Here is a 26,019-nt window from a genome sequence, read left to right on the forward strand (position 1 = left end):
CCGTCAGCTCTCCAGCACCGCGCGAAGCTCCCACAGGGCACGCCAGGTGGCCGACCCCTGCTCCGCACGCCGGCGCACCGGCCCGTCCCAGTACCCCAGCAGCCGTGCCGCGTCGGCGGGGTCGTCCTTGCGCACGACGCCGAGCAGATGGCCGGGCAGGAGGGAGAGTACGTCCCGGTCGCCGGGGAAGTAGGCGGTGGCCAGGCCCAGAGATCCCGCGACGGAGACCGCTTCCGCCGTGCTCATCACCGTGGAGGGGCGCTCGACCTCCCAGCCCTCCACGGAACGGCCCTCGCGCAGGTCCCGGAAAGCGGTGACGAGGGCTTCGAGGACGGCGTCGTCCACCTGGTAGGCGGCCCCCGACCGTTCGACGGCGGCGCGCGACTGGCGCCTGACGAGCGCCGTCTCGGCGTCCACGTCCCCGATCGGGCCGACGGTCTCGAAGTTGAAGCGCCGCTTCAGCGCGGCGGACATCTCCGAGACGCCCCTGTCCCGCAGGTTGGCGGTGGCGATGAGGGTGAACCCGGGAGCCGCGTGCACCTGGGAGCCCTCGCCGCCCGCGAGTTCGGGCACCGAGATCCGCCGCTCGGAGAGTAGTGACACGAGCGCGTCCTGGACCTCGGGCAGGCAACGGGTCACCTCCTCGACACGGGCGACGGCGCCCCGGGTCATGGCGGTGAGCACCGGGGAGGGCACCAGAGCCTGCTCGGTGGGGCCCTGGGCGAGCAGCAGCGCGTAGTTCCAGCCGTACTTGAGCTGGTCCTCGGTGGTGCCCGCGGTGCCCTGCACGGTGAGCGCGCTGGTCCCGCAGACACCCGCCGACAGCAGCTCGGAGAGCATGGACTTGGCGGTGCCGGGTTCGCCCACCAGCAGCAGTCCGCGCTCCCCGGCGAGGGTGACCACACACCGTTCGACCAGGGCGCGTTCGCCGACGAACTTCTGATCGATCACCAGGCGGCGCGGCACCCCCTCGCCGGCCTGCGCGGACTTCGGCAGGCCGAGCGCCTCGCCCGCGCTGCCCATCACGAAGGTGACGACGGCGCGCGGGGTGAGCAGCCAGCCGGGCGGACGCGGCCCCGAGTCGTGGGCGGCGAGGAAGGCCAGCTCGATGGCGTACCGGTCCTCGGGCAGGGTGACCTGGCGGTTCTCCGGGCCGGAGGCGCCGACGGGGCGCGGTGCCGGGACCCCGCCCGTGGCGGTGTTCCCGTTGGTGGTCGTGATGTCGCTCGTCATCGGCGGCGGCCCTTCCGGGGTGCGCGGGTGTCCAGTTCTTCGAAGGCGGGGGCGTCGCCGCCCCTGACCCGTGCCCAGGCTGCGGCGAACAACTCGGGCACGGGGATGCCCGGCAGGGTCCGGGCGGACCCTGCCACGGGGTACAGCTGTTCCTTCCAGGTCTCGAGCGGCAGGCCGGGGGTGCCGCGTTCGAGCCAGCCGCAGGGGAGGAACAGGGTGCGGCCGGCACGGGAGCGCTTGGCCTCCACCACGAGGTCGGTGGCGGCGAGCTCCGCCCGGGCCTTCTTGATCCGTGCAGGCTTCCACTCGCTCCAGCGGACGCAGTTGCGGTCCGTCGGGTCGGGCAGGGCGAGCAGCATCAGGTACATGCCGGCGGCGTCGGCGCTCAGCCCGAGGGCCCCGGCGGCCTCGGCCACCAGGTCCGGCACCGCGCGCGTCGGGTCCTGGGCCGGGTGGTGCGGGGTGCCGTCGGGGGCGCCCGCCGAGACCAGGGCCTCGGTCTCCTTGCCCAACAGGGTGCGCAGGGCGAGGAGTTCACCCACCCGGTGCTGCGAGACGATGCCCTCGACCAGGCCGAATGCCGGGTCCTCGGGGCCTTCCAGGAAGGCCGGGCGGATCAGCAGCTTCTCCTGACTGCCGTGGCCTGCTGCGAGGAGCAGCGCCGCACCGACCCGGACCAGGCCGTCGGGCCCCGCACCGCCGGACTCGGGAAGCTGGTGGGCGGCCCTGACCACGGAGCCGATCGAACCACCCGCCTCGGTCCAGTCCAGCCCGAGCTCCAGCACCAGGTCCGGGTCGGCGAGGGCACGGCGCAGGGCCGCGAGCCCGACGGGCAGGTGCGCCCGCAGGGGGTGTCCGTACGGCAGCGTGTAGGCGAGGGTCCGCAGCGCGGTCAGGGCGGAGGAGAGCGAGCCGTACGCACTCACCCGGCGCAGTCCGGCCCGGCCCGTGCCGTCCTCGATGAGGGAGTCCCGGCCCAGCCAGGTCCGGGAGCCCGTGTTGAGGATCGCGTCGACGGCGCCGGGCGTGGTGCCCGACAGGTCGAGGTCCAGTTCTTCGGGGACGCGGACGAGGGAGGCGAGGCGTGCCTGCCAGACCTCGGCGGCGGCCCGGACGTCCGGGCCCGTGGACCACAGCTCGGCCGGGTCGGCGGGCAGCAGCGCCTGGAGCAGGGCCTGACGGTCGGCGCGGGGCAGGGCGTTCAGCCTGGCCTGGGCCGCCTCGAAGGCGCGGGTCTTCGCCCCGAGCAAGGCGAGCGCCTCGGCGCCCGGCTCCTCGACCGCGGCCGACACCAGGACGGCGGACTGGAGGGGACCGATCCCGGTGGCCGTGTGGAAGGCCTCGGCGGCCTCGGGACGCCAGGGTGCCGGGCGCTGTTCCCGTACCAGGGCGGTGAGCCGGGTGAGCCGGTCGAGGGCGATGCCCTGCCGGTGGACGTGCTCGTGGTCCAGGGTGAAGCCGGGGACGGGGCCGAAGACTCCGGTGGGGTCGTGGTCCAGGGCCAGCCAGCGTGCCGCGTCGTTCCGGGCGTTCCGGCCGCGTTCGGCGATGACCACGACGGTGCGGGCACCCTTGCGCAGCACCTGGCCGAGGCGGTGCACGGCGTCGTGGGGTTGCCCCTGCCCGGGTGTTCCGCCGACGTACGGCTCGATGAGTTCCACCTGCCGGACCGTGCCCGCCGGGTTCGCCAGTGGGCCCTCGGCGAGCGTGTCGAGCAGGACCACGAGGCCGGCGCGGTGCTCGGGCGAGGTGGTCGCCGAGGCTGCCCGGTAAGCCAGTTCGGGCAGCTTGTCGAGCAGGGAGATCCAGTCCGGGGACCGACCGGGAACGGTGTACTCGTCCCGCTGCCAGCCGTCCGCGAGGGTGGACGGGACCTTTGAGTACACGGGCGGGCCGAATGCCGGCTTACCGCCGAGGACATGGTTGACGGCGAGGATCTGCCGGATCGCGGTCCATCGGCTTTCCCCGCCCCACCAGCCGTTCATCCGCTCCGAACCCCAGGCGGTGGCGTGCTGCAGGGTCTTGTCGTCGCCGTGCTCGGGCGCGTGATCGAAGAACATGCCCTGGGTGCGCGCGGCGTTCACGGGCGTGGCCGGCTGCACGGGCTTGGGCTGTTCCAGGTACCGGGCGGCGTCGGCGGCGCGGTCCACCGCGCTCCGGACGAGCGCGGTGACGCCCGCGAGGAGCCGCGCGTCGGACACCTCGGGCAGCGCCTCGGCGACGGCCTCCTGGCTCAGTTCGCGCGAGGAGGGACCGGTGTACTCCTCGGCGGCGCGGAACGCCTCCAGGTGCCGGGCGACCGCGGTGGCGACCGCAGTGAAGAGCTCTCCCGCCCGGGAGTCCGTCAGGTTCCGCAGTGTGATGGAGCCCTGCTCGTCCCTCGGCCGCAGGGCGTGCCAGTAGGCAAGGGGAGGGACATAGGGGGTGCCCACGGCGCCGTTCCCGCCGGAAGAACCGGGAGTGACGGACCAGAGACTTCCGCCTGCGCCCTCCGCGTCCGCCGCGTGGGCCGCGACGATTCGCCTGTCGAGACTCATGACGGGGCGTGATCCGCCGGGGAGGGTGAGGGCGCCGAGCGGCACCGGGGAGCTGCCGCCGGGCAGCGGGTGCGGCAGGGTCACCGTGTGGCCGTCGGGGGTGCCCGCGACGGCCCGGTGCCCGTGCGCGGGTGCGGGGGTGCCCGGTTCGGCGACCGTGCGGCGGACCCAGCGGCCGAGGACCGTGCCGTCCGTGCCGAACGGTGTGGTCTCCAGGCCGGGCTGGACGGGCAGCACCTGGCAGTGCTCGGTGAGCAGCCGGGTGCCGTCCCGCACCCCGGAGCGGAGGAAGGCGGGCAGGGAGGCGCGGCCGTGCGTGCCACTGACCGGGTCGTACTCCAGCCACACCCGCTGCGTGCCCTGGTGGCCTTCCCGCCAGTGACCCGTCCCGTCGGACAGGACGGCACGCTGCGCAGGGAGGGAGGTGTCGCCGGCGTGCAGGGCCTTGGCGCCGGTGGCGCGGCCCCCGCCGGGCAGCGGCAGGCAGACCTCGTCCGAGGCGTTGGAACTGCCCCAGCGGGGGACCTGCTCGCCGCCGACGGTGAACACCTCGGCGGGGCGGTGCGACCAGTAGCCGCGCTGCTTGCCGTCCTCCCACCAGATGACCAGCAATTCGCCGTCGACGTAACGGAAGGCAGGCGTCCGCCACTGGTCGACGGTGGCGGGCAGCCGCAGGGTGTGCCGCAGCAGGACGCCTTCCGGGCCGACGACGACGGCCCGTTCGAAGGTGTTCAGGATCAGCGCGGGCCAGGCGCCGGTGACACCGACCCCCTCCGACCGGTTGCGCCGCTGACGCGTGGCGCCGGCCTCCGCGGCCAGTGCGTCGTACGTCTCGTCCAGCGCGGGCCAGCCCAGTTCGTCGAGGACGCCGGTGCGCAGGGTCGAGGCGAGCAGCGGGAGCACGCTGTGGCCCTTGAGGAGCCGCACAGCTTCCGGGGCGACCTCGGTGACCACGGCGCGGTACGCCGACAGCTTGTTGTAGGCGGTGTTCAGCCCCGGGAGCCCTTGTGCGGCCGTGTACTCCTCGGCGCAGGCGGTCAGCCACTCGCGCAGGACCTCGGAGAGCACCGGATGCGCCGCCATCTTCGCCTTGCCGGTGTCGTCCAGACGCTGGTCGTGTCCGCCGCCGAGGTCGCCGACGGTCCGGCTCAGCAGGGCGCGGAAGACCGGGCGTTCGGCGACGGCGGTGAGATCCCGCGCCCCGGGTGCGGTGTCGGTGAGCCACTGGCCGAGCGCGAGGGCGGGGCGCTTCGCGGTGCCCGTGTCCTGGTCGTCCGGCTCGGCGACGGGGACGCCGGAGGACAGCAGGAGGTCGAGGAGGTCCAGGTCGGCGGTGCGCAGCCAGCGGCCCTGGAACACCTCGACGGGGCGCGCGTCGGCGCGCAGCCGGTCCGCCATCCGCGCGGCCAGGCCGAGGGTCTGCGGGCTGCGGCCCGGGGAGGCCTGGTTGCGCCTGCGGTGCGCCTCCCAGCGGGCGAGCCAGTCGGCGGGGGAGACGGACGGGTCACCGGGGGCGGCGGAGCCGGAGGTGCCCGGGAGGGCGGTCAGCAGGTCCTCGGCACCGGATTCGGCCAGCAGTGCGAGCCAGCCGTGTTCGCCGTCCGTGTCTCGGCCGCTCTCGCCGAAGGTCTCCGGGAAGAAGCCGAGGAGCCGGGCGCGCACGGCCGCATCCTGTTGGGCGAGGGTGACGAGCGCGGGGCCGTAGGCCGTCCAGAACGAGGCGGGGGCGCGGACGACTCCCGGGGATCCGAGCAGATCGGCCACCAGCTCGCGCTCGGCGGCCTCGCGGTCCAGCCCGGTGGTCTTGATCAGCGCGCGCACGTCCTGCGGCAGCGCCGCGTAAGGGGGCATGCCCGCGGCACAGCGCTCGACCAGCAGACGGCGGAACTGTGCCCAGGCGTCAAGCGGTGCGAGCCGGGCCACCAGGTCCCGCACGTACTGCCGCAGTGCCTTCACGGTCAGGGCGCCGGCGAAGGCGAACTCCAGGAAGACGGCCCGCTGCCTGTCCTCGTCCACGACCAGCCCGTGCACCCGCTCGGCCTCGCGGGCCTTGCCGAAGAAGGAGGCGGCGTAGCTGGTGTTCTCCGCCTCGAGGAACAGGCGCGCCACCTGCTCGTAGTAGGTGGGGAGGAAGTGGGGGACGGCCCGGCCGAGCCGGGTGCCGAGTGCGTCGAAGCCCTCCTTGGCCGCTCCGGCGCGGGACTTGGCCTGTCGGCCCAGCCGCTCGATGTCCTTGACCAGGGCCAGGGCGTGGTGCCCGTTGGCCGGGTCGTTGACCAGGGCCCAGGCCGGGAAGCCCAGCGTCTCGCGGCGCACTTGGCCCACGACGGGGGCCTCGTCGGTCCGGGCGAGCCCGAGGAACTCCAGGGCCAGGTCCTCGGCTTCGCCGAGCGTGCCGGGCACGAGCCGGACCACCGTGCGGTCGCCGAGGGCGGTGTGCGTGTAGGTGCGGGCGGTCAGCGTGTCGGCGTCGTCCCGGTCGGTGGTACCGGCGGGGAGGACCGCGCCCGCGTCCAGGAGGGCCGCCGCGCGGGCCTCGGTCGCGGGAGCGGAGGTGTCTTCTCCGCGAACCTGGGCGGGGAGGGACACGGCACCCGGTGCTGCCGTGTCCCCTGCCGTCGTGTTCACGTCGTTGTTCGTCGTGGTGGTGCTCATGCCGCCCGCTCCTCGTTCTCCACGTCGCGACCGGCGTAGAGCGCCGCCGCCATGCGCATGCCCTCGGACCACGTGACAGGCCCGATCTCGGCGGCCGTCAAGGCGCGCCCCGCGGGGTCGGTCCAGCCCAGGGAGCCCGTCTCGGTGCCGTACTCGTCGTATCCGTCGTGCTCGCCGATCCAGATGCGGGCCTCGGCGGTGGCGCCGTCCTCGACGACCGGCAAGACCGCGTATCCGCCGCGCGACCGGTACCCGAGCTGGGTGACGCGGCCGTGCAGGAACCGCAGTTCCTTGAACACGCCGCCGGCGTAGGTGTCGACGGAGGTGGTGTTCGGAGCGAGGCCCGGCGGGCGGTGCCACACTTCGCGGAACAGCTGCTCCACGTTCTGGCGCACCCCCAGCTCGACCGCGAACTCCCGCAGCTCGTCGAGGTCGTCGAGCAGGACGGGGTGAGGCACTCTGACGACGTCCGGGGTGATGCGGACCGTGTCGCCGTCCAGGTCGACGAGGCCCAGGCCGCGCGCGGGGTCGACATCGCGCAGGAAGCCGGCGACCCCGCCGTCCGTGCCGGTCACCACCACGTCCCGCAGGGCCGCCTGCCACGCCGGGTCGGGCCAGACCTGTGCGAGGACGGCTGTGGGGACGGGCAGCGAACGCACCATCCACTGCTCGACGTCGGTCAGGCACCGGCGTTCGTGCCGCTCCAGCCACTCGGTCAACTGCCGGAGCCCCACGACCGCGGGGTCGTCCTTCAGTTTGGCCGGGACGGACTTCAGCGGTCGGCCCTTTCCGTTGCGGCACACCACCTTGCCTGCCTCCAGGGCGACTTCGTAGTCGCCTGCCGGTACCCACCCCATGCGCTGTTCTCCCCGTCGTTCCGGACGCCGCCGCCCTGGCGGCACACTGATGAGACCCGTCGACGGCAACGCACCGTGACGAGTGGGAGAGACTCTAGGCGTACCCAGTGACAATCAGTTCGGGTCCCGTCCGCCCGGTCGTACGGCCCGCACCACCGGCGGCGGGAACCGCCGGCAGTACGAGTGGCACGTCTGCCCGATGCCGCCGTCCGACGGGGCGGGGCGGCGTCAGGAGCTCGTGAGGATGACGAGCTGCTGGGTCGCCCGGGTCATGGCGACATAGCGGTCGACCGCTCCTTCGACGCCCTCGCCGAACTCCTCCGGGTCGACGAGGACGACCAGGTCGAACTCGAGCCCCTTCGACAGCTCCGGGGTCAGCGACCGGACACGGGACGTCGAGCGGAACGCCGGATCGCCGATGACGCAGGCGATCCCTTCGGCGTGCTCGGAGAGCCAGGTGTCGAGGACCGCGCCCAGCTCCGAAGCGGATCCGTGCACGACGGGGAGACCGTTGCTGCGGATGGAGGTCGGAACGTTGGCGTCCGGGAGCACGGCCCGGATGACCGGCTCGGCCTCCGCCATGATTTCCTCCGGCGTCCGGTAGTTGATGCTCAGTGAGGCCAGGTTGACCCGGTTGAGCCCGACCCGCTCGAGCCGCTCCTGCCACGACTCCGTGAACCCGTGCCTGGCCTGGGCGCGGTCCCCGACGATGGTGAAGCTGCGGGACGGGCACCGGAGCAGCAGCATCTGCCACTCCGCGTCCGTCAGTTCCTGGGCCTCGTCCACCACGACGTGCGCGAACGGGCCGGCGAGCAGGTCCGGTTCGGTGCCCGGCAGCGCGCTCTCGTCGATCAGGGAGTCCTGCAGGTCCCGGCCCTGCAGCATCCCCAGCGCGCCTTCGCTCTCGTCGATCACCATGTTCTGCAGCATGCTGGTGATGGACTCGGCCCTGCGCTCGCGTTCGTCGGCGACAGCGGCCTCGTTCCGACGCCTGCGCCGCGCCGCCTCGGGGTCCCCGACCCGCTGTCGGGCCGCGTCCAGGATCGGCAGGTCGGACACGGTCCAGGCCTGGGCGTCGGCGCGCTGCAGACGCTTGATGTCATCGGGGCCGAGCCAGGGAGCGCACTTGCGCAGGTAGGCGGGTACCGACCACAGGTCTCCGACGACGTCGGCCGCCTCGAGCAGCGGCCACGCCCGGTCGAAGGCCGTGAGCAGTTCCCTGTTCCGCAGCAGCGACTTGCGCAGCAGGTACTCCGAGCCTTCGCCCTCGTACTTGTCCATCAGGATCGTGAGCAGTTCCTCCCAGACCAGGTCGCGCGCCTCGTTGTGCGGGGCACCGGGTCCTGCCGCTTCGAACGCCACGGCCCAGTCCGCGGCGCTCAGCCGGATGTCGGACCACTGGGTCGTGACCGTCATCCCCTCGGTGGGCGGCTCCTCGTAGAAGCTGACGGCCGTCTCCACCGCCCTCACCAGGTTCGCGGACGACTTCAGGCGGGCCACCTCCGGATCTGTCTCCACGGCCGCTGCGGCTCCCTCGGTGACCAGATCCCGCAGGGTGCAGGTCTGCACGCCCTCCTCCCCGAGGCTGGGCAGGACGTCGGCGACATAGCCGAGGTAGGGCTGGTGCGGACCGACGAACAGGACGCCGCCCCGGCGGTGACCGAGGCGGGGGTCGGAGTAGAGGAGGTAGGCGGAGCGGTGCAGCGCGACGACGGTCTTCCCCGTACCCGGACCGCCGTCGACGACGAGCGCACCACGCGATCCCGCGCGGATGATGGCGTCCTGGTCGGCCTGGATGGTGCCGAGCACGTCCCGCATCTTCGGCGACCGGTTGCTGCCCAGGCCGGCGATGAAGGCGGACTGGTCGTCGAGTGCGGCGTGCCCGGCGAAGCCGTCCGGGGTGAACACCTCGTCCCAGTAGTCGCTGATGCGGCCGCGCGTCCAGCGGTACCTGCGACGGCTCGCCAGCCCCATCGGGTTGCCGTGGGTCGCCCCGAAGAACGGCTCGGCCGCGGGGGAGCGCCAGTCGATCAGTAGCCGGCTTCCCGAGCTGTCCGTCAGGCCGAGGCGTCCGATGTACACCGGCTCGGAGGTGTCCGCGTCGACCATGTGCCCGAGGCACAGGTCCATGCCGAAGCGACGCAGTGTGCGCAGACGGGCGGTCAGCCGGTGGATCTCGGAGTCACGGTCCATGGCCTGCCGGCCCACCCCGCCGGGCGTCCTCCGTTCGGCGGCGAGGCGGTCGGACAGTTCGGCGATCGACTGCTCGAGGCACTCCGCGATGGCCGCGAAGTGCCGCTCGTCGCCGGCGATCAGTGCCGGGTCGGCCTTGGGGGAGAGACGGTCGGGAAGGTCGAATGCGCTGGTGGTCAGCGGGTTCACGGCGTTGGCTCCGATCTGAGGTCGCTTGCAACCGTTGCGCGCAGCAAGGTGCCTGGACCGGCGTGAAGAATCTGGTGTCCGTGGCGGGCGTCGGCCACCAGGGGGTGTTGAGGTCTCGTGCTGTGCTCTGTGCTTCCGGGTTCCGGGCCCGGCGTTCCCGGGTGGCTCACGCGGACATGTGGTGCCGTTCGCCGGCCACCCGTCCGGCCCAGTACGGCCGGGGTACCACCGACGGAGGTGCGCCGACCCGGGCGGCCGCCACCGCGAGTCCCGCCGGCGGTTCGGCACCCCCGCGCGATCCACACGCAGACGACAACACGCGCACGTCGTGGCTCCCTCATTTCCGCAGGTACAGGCTTCGGCGGATGATTCTGCGGCATGACGGGGGCCTTGCCGCAAGGCCCCCCGTGCGCTATATGTTGAGAGTGGAAAGGAGTGGGTACTCCTCTTTTCCCCCCGCCGTCCGCTCCGGACGGACAACCTCCTCGCGAATCCGCGGTGTGCAGCCTACGAGCGTACGCCGGTGCCTCGGCCCAGGAGAAACTCCCGTCGGCCCACGGGTGCGGCCGCGTATCAAGAAGTCGTTCAAGAAGTCGTTCATGATGATCCGTACCGCCGCGGGCTGCGACACGACGCGACCCCAGTGTGAGACATTGGTGTCTCATTTGGGTTAGTGTCGTCTCATGACTCTCGACCGTGAGCAGGTGCTGCGCAGTGCCGCCGCACTGCTGACCCGTAGATCCACCGCCACCATGGACGAGGTCGCCAAGGCCGCAGGCATCGGCCGCGCCACCCTGCACCGCCACTTCGCCGGACGGGACGCGCTGGTCAGGGCGTTGGAGAACCTCGGCATCCAGGAATTCGAGGCCGCGCTCGACGCCGCCGAGCTCGATGAGGGAACCGCCGAGGAAGGCCTGCGACGCCTCGTCGCCGCCGTCGAGCCCGCTGCCGGGCTGCTGTCCTTCCTCGTCAACGAGAACCAGCTCTTCGAGGGCGATCAGGTGAACGAGGGCTGGAACCGGCTCGACGCCCGGGTCTCCGCCTTCTTCAGGCGCGGCCAGGAGCGCGGCGAGTTCCGGATCGACCTCACACCGGCCTGGCTGACCGAGGCCCTGTACGGGCTCATCGGCACCGGCGCGTGGGCCGTACAGGCCGGGCGCGTCGCCGGACAGGACTTCCAGTACATGATCGTCGAGTTGCTGCTCGGCGGAGCACGCCGGAGCGTGGAGAAATGACCAGCAGCGAGCACCGCCCCGGCACCTCGGACGGCCGGTTCCACCCGGGACGGTGGATCGCCCTCGCGGTCCTTGTCCTCGCCGTCCTGCTGGTGGCCGTCGACGCCACCGTCCTCGGCCTCGCCACCCCGTTCCTCAGTGAGGACCTCGAACCGACGGCGACCCAGTTGCTCTGGATCGGCGACGTCTACTCCTTTGTCATCGCCGGACTCCTCGTCTCCATGGGCAGCCTCGGCGACCGCATCGGCCGCAAGAAGCTCCTGCTGACCGGGGCCACCGCCTTCGGCGCGGTCTCCGTGCTCAACGCGTACGCGAACAGCGCCGAGATGATGATCGTGGCCCGGGCGCTGCTGGGTGTCGCGGGAGCCACCCTGATGCCGTCCACGCTCGCCCTGATCCGCAACCTCTTCCACGATCCGCGCGAGCGGAGCTTCGCCATCGGCATCTGGGGTGCCATGGCCTCCGCGGGCGCGGCGGTCGGCCCCGTCATCGGCGGTGTCCTCCTCGAGCACTTCTGGTGGGGCTCGGTCTTCCTGATCAACCTGCCGGTCATGGCGGTCCTCGTGGTCGTGGGAATCAAGATGATCCCGGAGTCGAAGGACCCGGCGCCGGGGCCGTGGGACCTGCCCAGCGTGGGGCTCTCCCTCATCGGCATGGTCGGCGTCGTGTACGCCATCAAGGACCTGGCGGCGCACGGCATCAGCTGGGCCGTCGCTCTCGCAGCCGTGGCCGGTGTGCTCGCCCTCGTCTGGTTCGTACGACGGCAGTTCCGGCTCCCGTCACCCCTGCTGGACATGCGGCTCTTCCACCACCGGGGCTTCTCGGGCGCGGTCCTCGCAGACCTGCTGACCATCCTCGGCCTGTCCGGCCTGGTCTTCTTCCTCTCCCAGTTCCTGCAGCTGGTCCAGGGGCGCAGCCCGCTGGAGGCCGGACTCGCCGAACTGCCCGCGGCGATCGGCGCGGTGACCGCGGGGCTGCTGGCGGGCCGGGCGGCCCGCCGCTTCTCGGTCCGGTCCGTCGTCGCGGGCGGGCTGGGGGCGATCGGGCTGTCGCTCGCGGTCGTCACCCTCATCCACAAGGAGACCGCGTATCCGCTGATCGGAGCTCTGCTCCTGGTGGTCGGCGTCGGCGCCGGATTCTCCTTCACCGTCACCGCCGACGTCATCCTGTCCAGCGTCCCCCATGAACATGCCGGCTCCGCGTCCGCCGTCTCCGAGACGGCGTACGAGCTCGGCGCGGCCCTCGGTATCGCGCTGCTCGGCTCCATCGTCACCAGCGTCTACCAGGGCTTCGCCACACCGGAGGGAGTCCCGGCGGCCACCTCCGCGGCGGCCCACGAATCACTCGGCGGTGCGGTGGATTCGGCCGAGGCACTACCCACCCAGCAGGCGGAGGCACTGGTCTGGGCCGCGCAGGAGGCGTTCGTCAACGGGCTGAGGGTCGCCGCGGGCGTCGGCGCCGCGGTGCTCCTGGCGACCGCCGTATCCGCGTGGTACCTGCTGCGCGGCCAGAAGCTGGAAGAAGGCATCGTGCCGGACAGCACGTCGTAGGGCGTTCACGCCGGCCACAAGGTCCACCCGGGCGGCGGACACACGAAAGGGCCCGTACCCCCGCCATCCGGGGGTACGGGCCCTTTCACGCCGGGCGCGGCCGGATCAGGCGGCCTTGGCCTTCGTTGCGTACATGTCGACGTACTCCTGGCCGGACAGACGCATCACCTCGGCCATCACCGAGTCCGTCACCGCCCGCAGCACGTAGCGGTCGCGGTCCATGCCCTCGTAGCGCGAGAACTCCATCGGCTCTCCGAACCGGACCGTCACCTTGCCCGGGCGGGGCAGCCCGGCGCCGCCCGGCTGCAGCTTGTCCGTGCCGATCATCGCGAACGGCACCACCGGCGCACCCGTCATCAGCGTCAGCCTCGCGATGCCCGTACGGCCCCGGTAGAGGCGGCCGTCGGGGGAGCGGGTGCCCTCCGGGTAGATGGCGAAGGCGTTGCCCCCGTCCAGCACCCGGCGGCCGGTCATGAGGGCGGCGACGCCTCCGCGGCCCCCGTCCCGGTCGACCGGGATCATTCCGCAGCCCGTGAAGAACCAGGCCATCAGCCGGCCCTTGAGGCCCTTGCCGGTGACGTACTCGTCCTTGCCGATGTAGAACACCGGCCGGTCGCAGCAGATCGGCATGATCATCGAGTCGATGAACGTCAGATGGTTGCCCGCGAGAATCACCGGCCCGGTCCCCGGAATGTTCTTGGCGCCTTCCACCTGGGGGCGGAACATCAGGCGCAGGATCGGTCCGAGCACTGCCTTGATGACCGTGAGTCGGGACAACGCATCCTCCGGTGTTGTGGCCGGGCCGGCCGGGTCGGGAGTTTTAAGGGTCTGTGCAGGTGAGGACGATACTCGCGGGTACCCCCGAATCGCACATCGGGTTCACCGAGTGGATACGCAGTGTTGACGTGTGTTTCCGCCATGTTCGTCCACGTGCCGCCCCACCGATGGCGTAGCTGCCTACGATCAAGCCACTCGAGCCTCTCGTACGGATGGGGCCGGGCTCGCGTGCCCCATTACCTCGTCCCCTCGTCGTCGGGCAGCTCCTCCGCCCCACGATCCACGGCACCGGACCCCGGCCCGATCCGGCCTGATCCAAGCGGAAGACCCGGCTCGACAGGTGCCGGACATCACATGCGAGGAGTACACATGACAGAGCGTGCGCAGGGTCCCGGCCGGCGGACACTGCTGGGAGCGGCCGTCCTCGGTACGGCCGCCCTCGGATCGACCGGAGCGGCGAACGCGGCCGAGCACGGCCGGGCCGCACAGGGCGGCGGGCACGGCTCCTACCGGGACCTGCCCGTGCCGACCGTCATCGGCCACCGCGGCGCCAGCGGCTACCGGCCCGAGCACACCCTCGGCTCCTACCAGCTGGCCCTGGACATGGGCGCGCACATCGTCGAGCAGGACCTGGTGCCGACCAAGGACGGCCACCTCGTCTGCCGCCACGAGAACGACATCACCGGCACGACGGACGTGGCGGACCACCCCGAGTTCGCCGGCCGCAGGACCACCAGGACGGTCGACGGGGTCACCCTCACCGGCTGGTTCACCGAGGACTTCACCCTCGCCGAACTGAAGACGCTGCGCGCCAAGGAGCGGATCCCCGGCACCCGCCAGGAGAACACCCTCTACGACGGCCGCTGGGAGATCCCCACCTTCGAGGAGGTCCTGCGCTGGGCCGACCAGGAAGGACGTCGGCGCGGCAAGCCCGTCTGGCTGTACGTCGAGACCAAGCACCCCACGTACTTCCGGAGCCTCGGGCTCGGTCTCGAGGAGCCGCTGGCCCGGCTGCTGCGCCGTCACAACCGGCACCGCGCGCACTCTCCGCTGATCCTGCAGTCCTTCGAGCCGACGTCCGTGCAGCGGCTGTCGAAGCTCGTCGCCACGCCGCGCGTCGTCCTGCTGTCCGGACCGAAGGAGCGGCCCTGGGACTTCGTCGAGGCGGGCGACCCGCGCACCGTCGCCGACCTTGTGAAGCCCGCCGGGCTGACGTGGATCGCGTCCTTCGCGCAGGGCATAGGCCCGACGCTGGACCTGGTCATCCCCAAGGACTCGGCGGGCCGGCTCACCACACCGACCACCCTGGTCCGGGACGCGCACGCGCGCGGCCTGATCCTGCACCCGTACACGATGCGGAACGAGAACTCCTTCCTGCCGGCGGACTTCCGGCGCGGCACGGACCCGAACGCGTACGGCGACGCCTTCGGCGCCCTCCGCACGTACTTCGAGGCCGGCATCGACGGGGTCTTCTCGGACAACCCGGACACCGCGCTGCTCGCGGCGGCCGACTTCGCCGGGGATGCCTCCGGGCACTGACCGCCACCGTCAGCGGCCCGGCCGGGATGCCCCGGTCGGGTGGAGCTCCCCGTGCACGGCAACCGGCTGTGGACGGGGAGCGTTGACGGGGCATGACGCTCCCCGATCAAGCTCCCGCGGCCCGCGGCCCGCTCACCCCGGCCGCCGTCGTCCGGGCCCTGCTCCCGCTGGTGCGCGCGGAGGCGACGGCCGAGGCCCCGGCCGCCGAGATCGATCCGGCGGACCTGGAACAGGCCGTGTGGCTGCGGCTGCTGGAGCGGCCGGCGGGGCAGGGGGCACCCGAGGATCCCGCCCGCTGGGTCCGCGCCGCCGTACGGGCGGAGGTGCGCCGCGCCCGCCGCAGAGCGCGGCGCGAGCGCGCGTACACCGCGGGCGAGCAGCCGGGAGACTGGAGCGGCTGCCCGGAGCGCCTCGCCCTGGGTGCGGACGAACGCCGGGCGCTGCGTGCGGCAGTGGACCGGCTGCCCGGGCGGTGCCCCCGGCTGCTGGCGGCGATGCTCGCTCCCCACGATCCGACCTACCGGGAAATCGCAGGGGAGTTGGGTATGTCACAGGGCAGCTTGGGCCCGATCCGTTCCCGATGCCTTGGATGTCTGCGCAGAATGCTCGCGGCGGAGGTTGTAGCTCCTGAAGTGCGGGGATAGGAGCGTTAGGCAACCGGCGGACCAGGTGAGCGGGAGGCATGCACACATGGGCATGAGCGTGACCATCTCGGCGGCGACAGCACAGGACGTCGAGCAGATCTTCAAGCTTCAGTACCTCTGCTTCCAGAGCGAGGCTGAGCTCTACGGCAACTATCGGATCGACCCACTCATCCAGACCCTCGAATCGGTACGCGGCGAAGTCGCCACGGACCTGGTGTTCGTGGCCCGGCTCGGTGAGGAAGTCGTCGGTTCGGTACGCGGCTTCACCGACGGGGACAGTACGGGCCTCATCGGCAAACTCTGCGTCCACCCCCGGCTCCAGGGGCACGGCCTCGGCGCACGTCTGCTGCGCGCCGCGGAATCGGGCCTGGCCGACGGGCGTTCGGCCAGGCGCTTCCGGCTGCACACCGGCGAGCGCAGCGAGGCGAACCTGCGGCTCTACAGCAAGGCCGGTTACTCCAGGGTGGGCAACGCCACCGGCGAGGACGGCGTCCGTCTGATCCTGCTGGAGAAGGACGCTGCCGCACCGGCCTACGTGGCCAGTGCCTGAAGGACCGCGGCAGGCCTGACCGTCAGGCGATCCGCGCGCGGCGCAGCCAGATCATCCCGGTGACCGGCAGGATCACCGGGATGAACAGGTAGCCCATGCCGAAGTCCGACCACACCGTGGCATCGGGGAACGCGGACGGCTCCAGCAGGGTCCAGGTGCCGATGACCAGCACCCCCGCGAGCTCGGCGGCGCAGCACACCAGCGCCGCCCTGCGCGCCTTCTCCCCGCCCCGCACCAGCGAGTACGTGATGAAGCCGTAGACGACGGCGGCGACGGCGGACAGCACGTAGGCCAGCGGCGCCTTGTCGAAGTCCAGGATCATCTGGACGATCGAGCGGGACGCGGCGGCCACGGTGAACACCCCGTAGAACCAGACCAGTACGCGTCCGGGCCCGGTGCCGAGCTCGAACTGCGGCTTCGGGCCCGCGGGTACGGGGGAGACGCCGGAGTCCCCGGTGCGGTCGGTGTCGGTCACGGTCAGTTTCCCCAGATGTCGTAGAGCCGTACTTCGAGCACGGCCAGCACGACCGCGCCCGCCGCCACCGTCACCGAACCCCAGCGGGTCCGCTCGCTCAGCGACAGGAAGCCCGCCGCGGGCACGGCCGCGAAGGCGCCGATCAGATAGGCGATGAAGATCGTCATGCCCTGGTCGGGCCGCTCACCCCGGGCCAGCTGCACGATCCCCACCAGCAGCTGGGCCAGCGCCAGCACGGAGACCACGGCCATCCCGATGAAGTGCCAGTCCTTCGTGGGCTGGTCCCGGTAGGCGGCGTGACCGCACCAGGCGGCGAGGGCGAGCGCGGTCACGGCGACCGCGACCGTCAGGGCGTCAAGCATGCAGTGAGGGTATTACGGGCTCCCGGCCCCGCTGCGTGCGGCCCCGACCCCCCGGGCGGGCGCCGGCGTCCGGACCGGCACGGCGTCCGGACTTCGTGGCCTTGACCACAGCAGGCGCCCGGCAAGGGCGGGCCGGGCACTGCGGAGGGGGTAGGCGGTACTTCGTATCACCGCAGGTCAGAGCGGTGCTCGCGGGGAACGGGACCGGAGGCCGAGCGTCGCGTACCGACCATCCACGGCTGTCCGCTATCCGGACAGCTGGATCTTCCGGAACGTGACGTCTGTTTTACTTGGGCCCATGACCACGACGAGCTGCCGCATCCCTGCGACCGAGGCGATCACCACGCCCGGTGCTCGTTGTATGTGTCGAATGCGCGCCTTCTGAGGGCCCCCGCCTGAGCCTCGCGCCCCGAAGCGAGACCGAGCCCGCGCCGTCCGTAGCCAACGGATCGAGCCCGCCCGGGCATGTGCCGCGCCCCCGTCCACCGACGGGCCCGGCCGTGCCGAGACTCCCACGGTCGACCACGAGACCACCGAGAACAGTCTCTTCAGACGAATGCCCCGTGCCCGGCGGACACCGCGCCGTGCACTCGACAGTGACGGAACCCCCCTGTGATCACCACTTCGGGCCTCACGAAGGTCTACCAGTCACGCGGCCGTGAGGTCACGGCCCTGGACGGCGTGGACCTCCATGTCCGCGAAGGCGAGGTATACGGCGTCATCGGACAGAGCGGCGCCGGAAAGTCCTCCCTCATCCGCTGCGTCAACCTGCTGGAACGCCCCACCGCCGGCACCGTGACCGTGGCCGGCCAGGACCTCACCGCCCTCGCGGGCCGCGGCAAGCGGGCCGGCAAGGAACTGCGCGAGGCGCGCAGCCGTATCGGCATGGTCTTCCAGCACTTCAACCTGCTGGCCTCACGCACCGTCCTCGGCAACGTCGAGCTGCCCCTGGAGATCCTCGGCGTCTCCGGCCAGACCCGCACCCGCAAGGCACGCGAGCTCCTCGACCTCGTCGGACTCGCCGACAAGGCGAAGGCCTACCCGGGCCAGCTCTCCGGCGGTCAGAAGCAGCGTGTCGGCATCGCCCGCGCCCTGGCCGGCGACCCGAAGGTGCTGCTCTCCGACGAGGCGACCTCCGCCCTCGACCCCGAGACCACCCGCTCCATCCTGCAGCTGCTGCGCGACCTCAACCAGGAGCTCGGCCTCACCGTGCTGCTCATCACGCACGAGATGGACGTCGTCAAGACCATCTGCGACTCGGCCGCGCTGATGAGGAAGGGCCGCATCGTCGAGTCGGGCACCGTCGGCACGCTGCTGGCCACGCCCGGTTCGGAGCTGGCCCACGAGCTCTTCCCCGTGGGGGGCACGGCCTCCGGCCCCGACTGCACGGTCGTCGACGTCACCTTCCACGGCGAGGCCGCGGCCCGGCCGCTGATCTCGCAGCTCTCCCGTACCTACAACGTCGACATCTCGATCCTGGGCGCCGCGATGGACACCGTCGGCGGCCGTCAGATCGGCCGGATGCGCATCGAGCTGCCCGGCCGGTTCGAGGAGAACGTCGTCCCGATCGGCTTCCTCCGGGAGCAGGGCCTCCAGGCCGAGATCGTGGACGGCGGCCCCGTCGGCACCACCACCGTCCCCGCACAGACCCCCGCCCCGCTCACCAAGGAGGTGGCGAAGTGACCTGGTCCGAAATGCAGCCACTGCTCACCCAGGGAACCATCGACACCCTCTACATGGTGCTGTGGTCCGCGGTCGTCACCGTCCTCGGCGGACTGCCGCTCGGCGTTCTGCTGGTCCTCACCGACAAGGGCGGGCTGCTCCAGAACACCGTGGTCAACAAGGTCATCGGCGTGATCGTGAACATCGGCCGCTCGCTGCCCTTCATCATCCTGCTGATCGCCCTGATCCCGTTCACCACCTGGGTCGTCGGCACCTTCATCGGCCCGTCGGCGATGATCGTGCCCCTCGCCGTCGGCGCCATCCCGTTCTTCGCGCGCCTCGTCGAGACGGCGATCCGCGAGGTCGACCACGGGCTCGTCGAAGCCGTCCAGTCGATGGGCGGATCCATCCCCACGATCGTCCGCAAGGTCCTGCTCCCGCAGGCGCTGCCCTCGATCGTCTCCGGTGTGACCACCACAGTCATCGTGCTCATCGGCTACTCCGCGATGGCCGGCGCGGTCGGCGGCGAAGGGCTCGGCTCCAAGGCCGTGACCTACGGATTCCAGCGCTTCGACAACCAGTTCATGCTCATCACCGTCGTGCTGCTGATCGTCATCGTGACCCTGATCCAGCTGATCGGCGACGGAGCCGTACGCCTGCTGGCCCGCCGGGGCCGCACCACCTCCTGACTTCTCCTCCCCAAGAAGCCCGAACTCCTTGTCCGGGCGCACCACCATCACCACCGGAAAGAGGCACTCTTCGTGCGTAAGAACATCAAGATCACCGCTGCAGCCGCCGCCACCGCCGCCCTCGCCTTCGGCCTCAGCGCCTGCGGTACGGACTCCGACCCGGCCGCCAAGGGCGAGACCGGCGCCAACGCCGACACCTCCAAGGCCCTCGTCGTCGCCGCGTCCCCGACGCCGCACGCCGACATCCTGAACTTCGTCAAGGAGAACCTGGCGGACAAGGCGGGCCTCAAGCTGGAGGTCAAGGAGTTCACCGACTACGTCCTGCCGAACACCGCCACGGAGAACGGCCAGGTCGACGCCAACTTCTTCCAGCACAAGCCGTACCTGGACGACTTCAACAAGAAGCAGAAGACGCACATCGTCCCGGTCGTCAACGTTCACCTGGAGCCCCTCGGCCTCTACTCGAACAAGATCAAGGACGTCAAGGACATCAAGGCCGGCCAGACGGTCGCCGTGCCCAACGACACCACCAACGAGGGCCGCGCGCTCCAGCTGCTCGCCGAGAACGGACTGATCACCCTCAAGGACGGCGTCGGCACCAGCGCCAAGCTCAGCGACATCACGGACAAGAAGGGTCTGGAGTTCAAGGAGCTGGAGGCCGCAACCGTGCCCCGCGCCCTGAACGATGTCGACGCCGCCGTCATCAACGGCAACTACGCCATCGAGGCCGACCTGAAGCCGGGCAAGGACTCGCTGGTGCTGGAGAGCGCCGACGACAACCCGTACGCCAACTTCCTCGCCGTCAAGGAAGGAAACGAGAAGGACGCCCGCGTCCAGAAGCTCGTGAAGCTCCTCAACTCCGACGAGGTCAAGAAGTTCATCGAGGACACCTACCAGGGCTCGATCGTCCCCGCCTTCGGGGTGCCCGCCAAGTCCTGACCCTCCGGGGCCACTTGCGTCACGAGCCCCGCACACCCCGCCCGGGGTGTGCGGGGCTCCGCCGTGCGGACCCGGCCATGCACATCAACGGCCCGATGCTGCATGCTGTGCCTTTACACGGTCTTCGGCATGGAGCTGCGCATGAATACCACCTTCCCGTCCATCTCCATCAGCACGGACAGGTTGGTGCTGCGCCCCTTCGACATGGCGGACGTCCCCGCGTACATCGAAATGATGAACGACGAGCTGGTCACCGCCTGGACCGATGCGCCACACCCCTACACCCAGGTCGACGCGGAACGGTGGGTCCGCAGGATCGCCCCCGCCGAGCGCACCCAGGGCAACGGCATCGTCTTCGCCGTCACCGAATTCCTCACCCAGCGCCTCGTCGGCTCCGTCCGGCTCCTCAACACCGACTGGCGCACCCTGGCGACCGAGGTCGGCTACATCACCGCCCCCTGGGCGCGGGGCGAGGGCTACGCCACCGAATCCGTCCTGGCCCTCGCCGAGTGGCTCTTCCGCGACCAGGGCTTCGAGCGCATCGAGCTGCGCACGCCCGCCGACAACACCGCCTCCCAGCAAGTCGCCCAGAAGCTGGGCTGCATCAGCGAGGGAGTGCTGCGCAACGCACGGATAGCGCGCACCCGGACCGAGAACGGCACGGACGGCGGCTGGACGGACATCAGGACCGACCTGATCGTCTGGGGGCTCCTCCCGGAGGATCTCGAAGGCGTCGCCGAGCAGCTGGCCGACGCGGGCGGCTACGGCACCTACAACGACTGGAACTGAGGGCCTCCTCCGGACTCCAGGAAGCCGCTGGCCGGCCCTTGGTACGGACCGGATACGCTCACCCTTGCTCCGCCGCTCCCGCGCAGAGCCCACGCCTGCGACACACCAGGAGACTGACGACGATGGCCGACCGGGTCACGGTGATCGGCTGGGACGGCTCGCCACTGACCAGAGCGGCAACGGCCGCGCTCTCGGCCGCCACGCTCGTCGCCGGAGCCGCACACCATCTGGCGCTCCCCGAGGTCCCCGGGAGCGCCGAACGGATCCGCCTCGGCAGCATCGACCTGGCCGCCCGCAGGATCGCCGGCCACCGCGGCAGCGCCGTGGTCATCGCCGACGGCGATCCCGGCTTCTTCGGGGTCGTACGCACCCTGCGCGCACCCGAGCACGGCCTGGAGGTCGAAGTCGTCCCCGCCGTCTCCTCGGTCGCCGCCGCCTTCGCCCGCGCGGGAATGCCCTGGGACGACGCAGAGGTCGTCGTGGCCCACCCGCGCACCCTGCGCCGCGCGGTCAACGTCTGCCGCGCCCACCACAAGGTCGCCGTCCTCACCTCGCCGGGTGCGGGACCCGCCGAGCTCGCCCTCCTCATGGAAGGCGTCCACCGCACCTTCGTGATCTGCGAGGAACTCGGTACCGAACGCGAACGGGTCACCGTCCTCACCTCCGACAAGACCGCCGACCACACCTGGCGCGACCCGAACGTGGTCATCGTCATCGGCGGCGGGCCCGAGAGTCCCGCCACGGGCGCCTGGATCGCCGGCCGTGAGCCGGTCCCGCCACGGGGAGCCCGTGGCTGGGCCCTGCCGGCCGGCACCTACGGCCCCGTCGGGGCGGAGCCCGGCGAGGGCGAGTCGCCCGGCCTGCGGGCCGCCCAGCTGGCCCGCCTCGGCCCGCGCACCGGCGACCTGGTCTGGGACATCGGCTGCGGCGGCGGCGCCCTCGCGGTGGAGGCCGCCCGCTTCGGCGCGGCGGTCCTGGCCGTGGACAGCGACCCGGACGCCTGCACCCGTACGACGGCGGCGGCCCGGACCTTCCAGGTCCCGGTCCAGGTCGTCCACGGCCGGGCCCCGCACGTTCTCGAACGCCTGCCCGAGCCCGATGTCGTACGGATAGGCGGCGGCGGCGTTCCCGTGGTCACCGCCGTCGCCGCCCGCCGCCCGGAGCGCATCGTCACCCATGCCTCCACCCGGGACGAGGCCGAAGCCCTCGGGGCGGCACTCACGGAGAACGGCTACACCATCGAGTGCGCACTGCTCCAGTCCGTCGAACTCGACACCTCCGACTGGACCGAGCGTGAACGGTCCGTCGTGTTCCTGCTCTCGGCGCTCCGTTCCGACCTCGCCCCCTGAGGTGCTCGCCACGGAGCGCGAGGTAGGCTGACCGATTGTTGTACCGCGCCCGGCCGTTCGTCGCTTCGTTCGTCAATGTCCGGAAAAGTGGCCCGTTTTGGTCCGCGATGTGGTACAGCGAGACCGGGGGACGCGCAACGTGGCGCAGTCCACAGCGAGCCGTGACGGAACTGCGTGTCGCGGCGGCGAACGACCGCGAGAATGTATAGCTCCGCGCGCGTTTCGTGCCGCGCGGCGAGCCCGCTCGTTCTTGTTGACGAGCACCGGCGTGCCGTGGTTCGGGCATCCCGGGCGAAGGGCCGAAGGAGCACTGACGATGGGCGAGGGGTACGCATGACTGACACCGGCCAGATCCCGGGCGAGGGACTGCCGGAGAACGCAGGCATGGTGGCGCAGCCGGGCATCCCCGCTCCGGACGCGTACGCCTACCTCGACCCCTCCGAGCACGCACCCGAGGACGAAGACCTTCTGCTGATGCCCGCGCCCCAGGGCGCCTGGAGCGACGCACCCGCCGCCCCGGCACCGGCGCCCGCGCCGTCGGGTCTGCCCGAGCAGTCGGCAGGGCAGCAGTCCGCCTTCCAGTCGCAGCACCACGCGCATGTGCCGGCGCAGGGTCAGCCCCTGTACGCCGCCGAGGCGCAGACGTCCACGGCCGGCACCCACGAGTCCGGAGGCCGTGACTCCGGCTCCGTCGACCTCAACGGGGTACGGATTCCCGCCCCGGCCCCGGTGCAGACTCCCGTCCAGGTCCCCGTGGCCGCCCAGGCCTCCGCCCCGACGCGGCGCCCACTGCACCGAGGCCCCGCCTCGGGCGACGCTCCCTCCTACGGCGGTTCGCCGAGCGGCGGCGTCGTGCGCTCGCTCGCCGACCGCGGCCCGGCCGGTGCCCCGCAGAGCCCGATGCCCGCACGGCACGCCGGGCCGCCGACGACGGGTCCCGAGTACTTCGACATCCCGGCGGACGACCAGGCCCCGCTGCCCGGCCCGCAGCTGGGCGAGATCCCGCCCCAGCTCGGCGACCCGTGGGGCGCGCAGGCGCCCGAGCAGGCCTTCCGGCCCGAACCCGTCCCTGCCGTTCCCGCAGAACCGGCCGCCCCGGAACCGGCCGCCCCGGAACAAGTGGCCCCGGAACCCGTGGCCGAGGCGGCACCGGAGGTGCCCGCGGAGGCGCAGACCGGGATTGCCGGTCTGCCTGACGGGGGTGCTGAGGGAATTTCCCTCCTGACGCCCCTGGACGCGCCGGTCGAAACTGCCGCAGCCGAGCCCATGGGGCAGTTCGTGCCGGTGGAAGGCTTCCTCCCGACGACTCCGCACCTCGCCCCGACGCCCGCTGCCCCGGCACCCGACCCCGTACTGCCGGAAGCCGTTGCTCTGACGGCCGAGGAGGTCCGGCCCGACGAGGTCGTCGACCGGGAGCCCTTCGCGGTCGCCCCGGCTGCTCCGGTCGCGTTCGAGCCCGAGGCGGCCCCGGAACCCGTGGCGCCGACCGAGCCGGAGCCCACTGCTCCCGTGGTGGCCGTCGACCCCGTACCGGTGGACGCCCCCGAGCCCGAACAGGCGGTCGAGGAGCCGGACGTCGTCGCCCCGGTCGAGCCGGTCACCGTTGCCGAACCGGCCCTCGTGGCGGAACCCGTCGCGCTCGCCGAGCCGGTTGTCGAGCCCGAGCCCGAGCCGGTTGCCGTGCCGGACCCCGAGCCGGCCGCGCTCGTGACGCCGGAACCCGCCGTGGAGTCCGAGCCCGAGCCCGTCGCGGAGCCCGTCCCCGTACCGCAAGCCGAACTTCCCGTGCAGGCCGAGGCCGAACCGGGCACCGGACCGGAGATCATCGAGACTCCCGCCCTGGAGGCCCCCGCCGTGGGTGCTCCGGCCACCGAACTCGCGGGCGGCGCGGCGCCCGAGGCCGTGACGACGGACGCCGAGCCCCGCAGGGCCGAGGGGATGTCCGCGGAAGAGGCTCCCACCGGGGCCGTGGTCGCCGAGTCGGCCCCCGAGCCCGTCGAGCCGTCGCCCGTGACCCCGCCCGCCCCCGGCTACGACGACGCCGAGCGCGAAGCCGTCCTCAAGGTCATCCGCGAACGCCGCGACATCCGCAACGGATTCCGCAGCGACCCCATCCCGCACGAGGTCCTGCTCCGTGTGCTCGAAGCAGCGCACACCGCACCGAGCGTCGGTCACTCCCAGCCCTGGGACTTCGTGGTCATCCGCTCCGCGGAGACCCGCCGGTCGATGCACGAACTGGCCCAGCGCCAGCGGGAGGCGTACGCCAAGTCGCTCCCCAAGGCCAGGGCCAAGCAGTTCAAGGAACTGAAGATCGAGGCCATCCTCGACACTCCGGTGAACATCGTCGTCACCGCGGATCCCACCCGCGGCGGCCGCCACACCCTCGGCCGCCACACCCAGCCGCAGATGGCCCCGTACTCCTCGGCGCTCGCCGTCGAGAACCTGTGGCTGGCCGCCCGCGCCGAGGGCCTCGGAGTCGGCTGGGTCAGCTTCTTCGACGAGCGTGAGATGGTCCGCGCCCTCGGCCTGCCCGATCACCTCGAAGTCGTCGCGTACCTCTGCGTCGGTTACGTCGACGAGTTCCCCGAGGAACCCGAGCTGATGCAGGCGGGCTGGTCCAAGCGCCGCCCGCTGTCCTGGGTCGTGCACGAGGAGACGTACGGCCGCCGTGCCCTGCCGGGGGAGGAGCCGCACGACCTCCTGCAGGACACCATCGCGAGCATCCGCCCGCTGGACGCGAAGGCGCTCGGCGAGGCCTGGGAACGCCAGAAGCGGATGACGAAGCCCGCGGGCGCGCTCGGCATGCTGGAGATCATCTCCGCCCAGCTGTCCGGGCTCTCGCGGATCTGCCCCCCGCCGGTTCCGGAGCCCGCCGCCGTCGCGATCTTCGCCGGTGACCACGGGGTGCACGCCCAGGGCGTCACGGCGTGGCCGCAGGAGGTCACGGGCCAGATGGTCGCCAACTTCCTGGGCGGCGGAGCCGTGTGCAACGCGTTCGCGGCCCAGGTCGGCGCCGAGGTCTGTGTGGTCGACGTCGGAGTCGCCTCCGACCTGCCCTCGACACCCGGCCTCCTTCCCCGGAAGGTACGCCCGGGGACGGCCGACTTCACGACGGGCCCCGCGCTCACCCGCGAGGAGGTCCTCGCGGCGATCGAGGTCGGCATCGAGACCGCGCGGGACCTGGTGGCCGCAGGCAACAAGGGCCTCCTCACCGGTGAGATGGGCATCGCCAACACCACCGCGTCGGCGGCCCTGATCTGCGTGTACACGGGCATGGACCCGGCCGAGGTGACCGGGCGGGGCACCGGGATCAACGACGAGATGCACGCCCGCAAGGTCGATGTGGTCCGGCGCGGCCTGGAGCTGCACCAGCCCGACCCGGCCGACCCGATCGGCGTGCTGGCCGCCGTCGGCGGCCTCGAGCACGCCGCGATGGCGGGCTTCCTGCTGGGTGGCGCTTCGCTCCGCACACCCGTCATCCTCGACGGTGTGAGCGCGGGCGCGGCTGCCCTGGTCGCCCGTGCGATCGCCCCCGAGGCGCTCGCCGCCTGCATCGCCGGACACCGCAGCGCGGAACCGGGCCATGTCGCCGCCCTCAACAAGCTGGGCCTGCGCCCGCTGATCGACCTGGACCTCAGGCTCGGTGAGGGCACGGGCGCCCTGCTCGCACTGCCGATCGTGCAGAGCGCGGCCCGCGCGATGCACGACGTGGCGACGTTCGACTCGGCCGGAGTCACCGAGAAGTAGCGGGCACCGCACCGCGGGAGTACCGGTCCCACCCGGTGGGACCGGTAC

At 72.0% G+C, this 26,019-nt stretch carries 18 protein-coding genes; 11 read left to right on the forward strand and 7 right to left on the reverse strand.

What is annotated here, in order from left to right:
* Positions 1–3 precede the first annotated feature (3 nt).
* The 4 genes from ACFW9O_RS01395 to helR form a co-directional block, all read right to left on the reverse strand.
* Positions 4–1,233, reverse strand: coding sequence for an AAA family ATPase (locus ACFW9O_RS01395; RefSeq protein ID WP_384603775.1), 1,230 nt, complete (start codon positions 1,231–1,233; stop codon positions 4–6).
* Positions 1,230–6,425: a hypothetical protein gene (locus ACFW9O_RS01400; protein WP_384603778.1), complete on the reverse strand. Its 5,196-nt coding sequence runs from the start codon at positions 6,423–6,425 to the stop codon at positions 1,230–1,232. Before ACFW9O_RS01400 ends, ACFW9O_RS01395 begins: the two co-directional genes overlap by 4 nt.
* Positions 6,422–7,282 carry a DUF4132 domain-containing protein gene (locus ACFW9O_RS01405; RefSeq protein ID WP_384603781.1) on the reverse strand — a complete coding sequence of 287 codons (861 nt, stop codon included), beginning with the start codon at positions 7,280–7,282 and terminating at the stop codon, positions 6,422–6,424. The genes ACFW9O_RS01400 and ACFW9O_RS01405 overlap by 4 nt, the downstream gene beginning before the upstream one ends.
* A gap of 228 nt (positions 7,283–7,510) precedes the next feature.
* Positions 7,511–9,664 (reverse strand): RNA polymerase recycling motor ATPase HelR, encoded by a 2,154-nt coding sequence (gene helR / locus ACFW9O_RS01410; RefSeq protein ID WP_384603784.1) that lies wholly within the window; start codon positions 9,662–9,664, stop codon positions 7,511–7,513.
* A 683-nt stretch (positions 9,665–10,347) separates the two neighbouring features.
* Here helR and ACFW9O_RS01415 point away from each other — a divergent pair.
* Together ACFW9O_RS01415 and ACFW9O_RS01420 are read left to right on the forward strand one after the other, a co-directional pair.
* Entirely contained in the window at positions 10,348–10,899 is a 552-nt protein-coding gene (locus ACFW9O_RS01415; protein ID WP_351170711.1) for a helix-turn-helix domain-containing protein, read from the forward strand.
* Positions 10,896–12,449 (forward strand): MFS transporter, encoded by a 1,554-nt coding sequence (locus ACFW9O_RS01420; protein WP_384603786.1) that lies wholly within the window; start codon positions 10,896–10,898, stop codon positions 12,447–12,449. Before ACFW9O_RS01415 ends, ACFW9O_RS01420 begins: the two co-directional genes overlap by 4 nt.
* Before the next feature lie 105 nt (positions 12,450–12,554).
* On the opposite strand, the gene ACFW9O_RS01425 is transcribed toward ACFW9O_RS01420, so the two are convergent.
* A complete protein-coding gene (locus ACFW9O_RS01425) occupies positions 12,555–13,226 on the reverse strand; it encodes a lysophospholipid acyltransferase family protein (protein ID WP_329212861.1) in 672 nt (223 codons plus the stop codon).
* A 369-nt stretch (positions 13,227–13,595) separates the two neighbouring features.
* On the opposite strand from ACFW9O_RS01425, the gene ACFW9O_RS01430 reads away from it, so the two are divergent.
* The 3 genes from ACFW9O_RS01430 to ACFW9O_RS01440 all read left to right on the forward strand — a co-directional run bounded on the left by ACFW9O_RS01430 (position 13,596) and on the right by ACFW9O_RS01440 (position 15,959).
* Positions 13,596–14,765, forward strand: coding sequence for a glycerophosphodiester phosphodiesterase (locus tag ACFW9O_RS01430; RefSeq protein WP_384603791.1), 1,170 nt, complete (start codon positions 13,596–13,598; stop codon positions 14,763–14,765).
* Between the two features lie 92 nt (positions 14,766–14,857).
* A complete protein-coding gene (locus ACFW9O_RS01435) occupies positions 14,858–15,409 on the forward strand; it encodes a sigma-70 family RNA polymerase sigma factor (RefSeq protein ID WP_351170719.1) in 552 nt (183 codons plus the stop codon).
* Positions 15,410–15,455: 46 nt separating this feature from the next.
* Positions 15,456–15,959 carry a GNAT family N-acetyltransferase gene (locus ACFW9O_RS01440; RefSeq protein WP_351170721.1) on the forward strand — a complete coding sequence of 168 codons (504 nt, stop codon included), beginning with the start codon at positions 15,456–15,458 and terminating at the stop codon, positions 15,957–15,959.
* 22 nt (positions 15,960–15,981) lie between these two features.
* Here ACFW9O_RS01440 and ACFW9O_RS01445 read toward each other — a convergent pair whose 3' ends face one another.
* Together ACFW9O_RS01445 and ACFW9O_RS01450 are read right to left on the reverse strand one after the other, a co-directional pair.
* A complete protein-coding gene (locus ACFW9O_RS01445; RefSeq protein WP_351170723.1) occupies positions 15,982–16,434 on the reverse strand; it encodes a hypothetical protein in 453 nt (150 codons plus the stop codon).
* Positions 16,435–16,436: 2 nt separating this feature from the next.
* Positions 16,437–16,796 (reverse strand): hypothetical protein, encoded by a 360-nt coding sequence (locus tag ACFW9O_RS01450; protein ID WP_351170725.1) that lies wholly within the window; start codon positions 16,794–16,796, stop codon positions 16,437–16,439.
* 612 nt (positions 16,797–17,408) lie between these two features.
* Between ACFW9O_RS01450 and ACFW9O_RS01455 the strand changes: the two genes are divergently transcribed.
* The 6 genes from ACFW9O_RS01455 to cobT all read left to right on the forward strand — a co-directional run bounded on the left by ACFW9O_RS01455 (position 17,409) and on the right by cobT (position 25,971).
* Positions 17,409–18,479, forward strand: a complete 1,071-nt coding sequence (locus ACFW9O_RS01455; RefSeq protein WP_384603795.1) for a methionine ABC transporter ATP-binding protein — start codon at positions 17,409–17,411, stop codon at positions 18,477–18,479.
* Positions 18,476–19,147: a methionine ABC transporter permease gene (locus tag ACFW9O_RS01460; protein ID WP_329212868.1), complete on the forward strand. Its 672-nt coding sequence runs from the start codon at positions 18,476–18,478 to the stop codon at positions 19,145–19,147. The genes ACFW9O_RS01455 and ACFW9O_RS01460 overlap by 4 nt, the downstream gene beginning before the upstream one ends.
* 72 nt (positions 19,148–19,219) lie before the next feature.
* Complete coding sequence (locus ACFW9O_RS01465; protein ID WP_384603799.1) at positions 19,220–20,086, forward strand: MetQ/NlpA family ABC transporter substrate-binding protein; 867 nt, start codon at positions 19,220–19,222, stop codon at positions 20,084–20,086.
* Positions 20,087–20,188: 102 nt separating this feature from the next.
* Complete coding sequence (locus tag ACFW9O_RS01470) at positions 20,189–20,875, forward strand: GNAT family N-acetyltransferase (RefSeq protein ID WP_351180463.1); 687 nt, start codon at positions 20,189–20,191, stop codon at positions 20,873–20,875.
* 122 nt (positions 20,876–20,997) lie between these two features.
* Positions 20,998–22,224 carry a precorrin-6y C5,15-methyltransferase (decarboxylating) subunit CbiE gene (gene cbiE, locus ACFW9O_RS01475; RefSeq protein ID WP_351180460.1) on the forward strand — a complete coding sequence of 409 codons (1,227 nt, stop codon included), beginning with the start codon at positions 20,998–21,000 and terminating at the stop codon, positions 22,222–22,224.
* Between the two features lie 333 nt (positions 22,225–22,557).
* On the forward strand, positions 22,558–25,971 hold the full coding sequence (gene cobT, locus ACFW9O_RS01480) for a nicotinate-nucleotide--dimethylbenzimidazole phosphoribosyltransferase (protein WP_384603802.1): 3,414 nt from the start codon (positions 22,558–22,560) through the stop codon (positions 25,969–25,971).
* Positions 25,972–26,019 lie beyond the last annotated feature (48 nt).

Origin of the sequence: Streptomyces sp. NPDC059499 (assembly GCF_042749285.1) — a bacterium.
GTDB lineage: Bacteria > Actinomycetota > Actinomycetes > Streptomycetales > Streptomycetaceae > Streptomyces.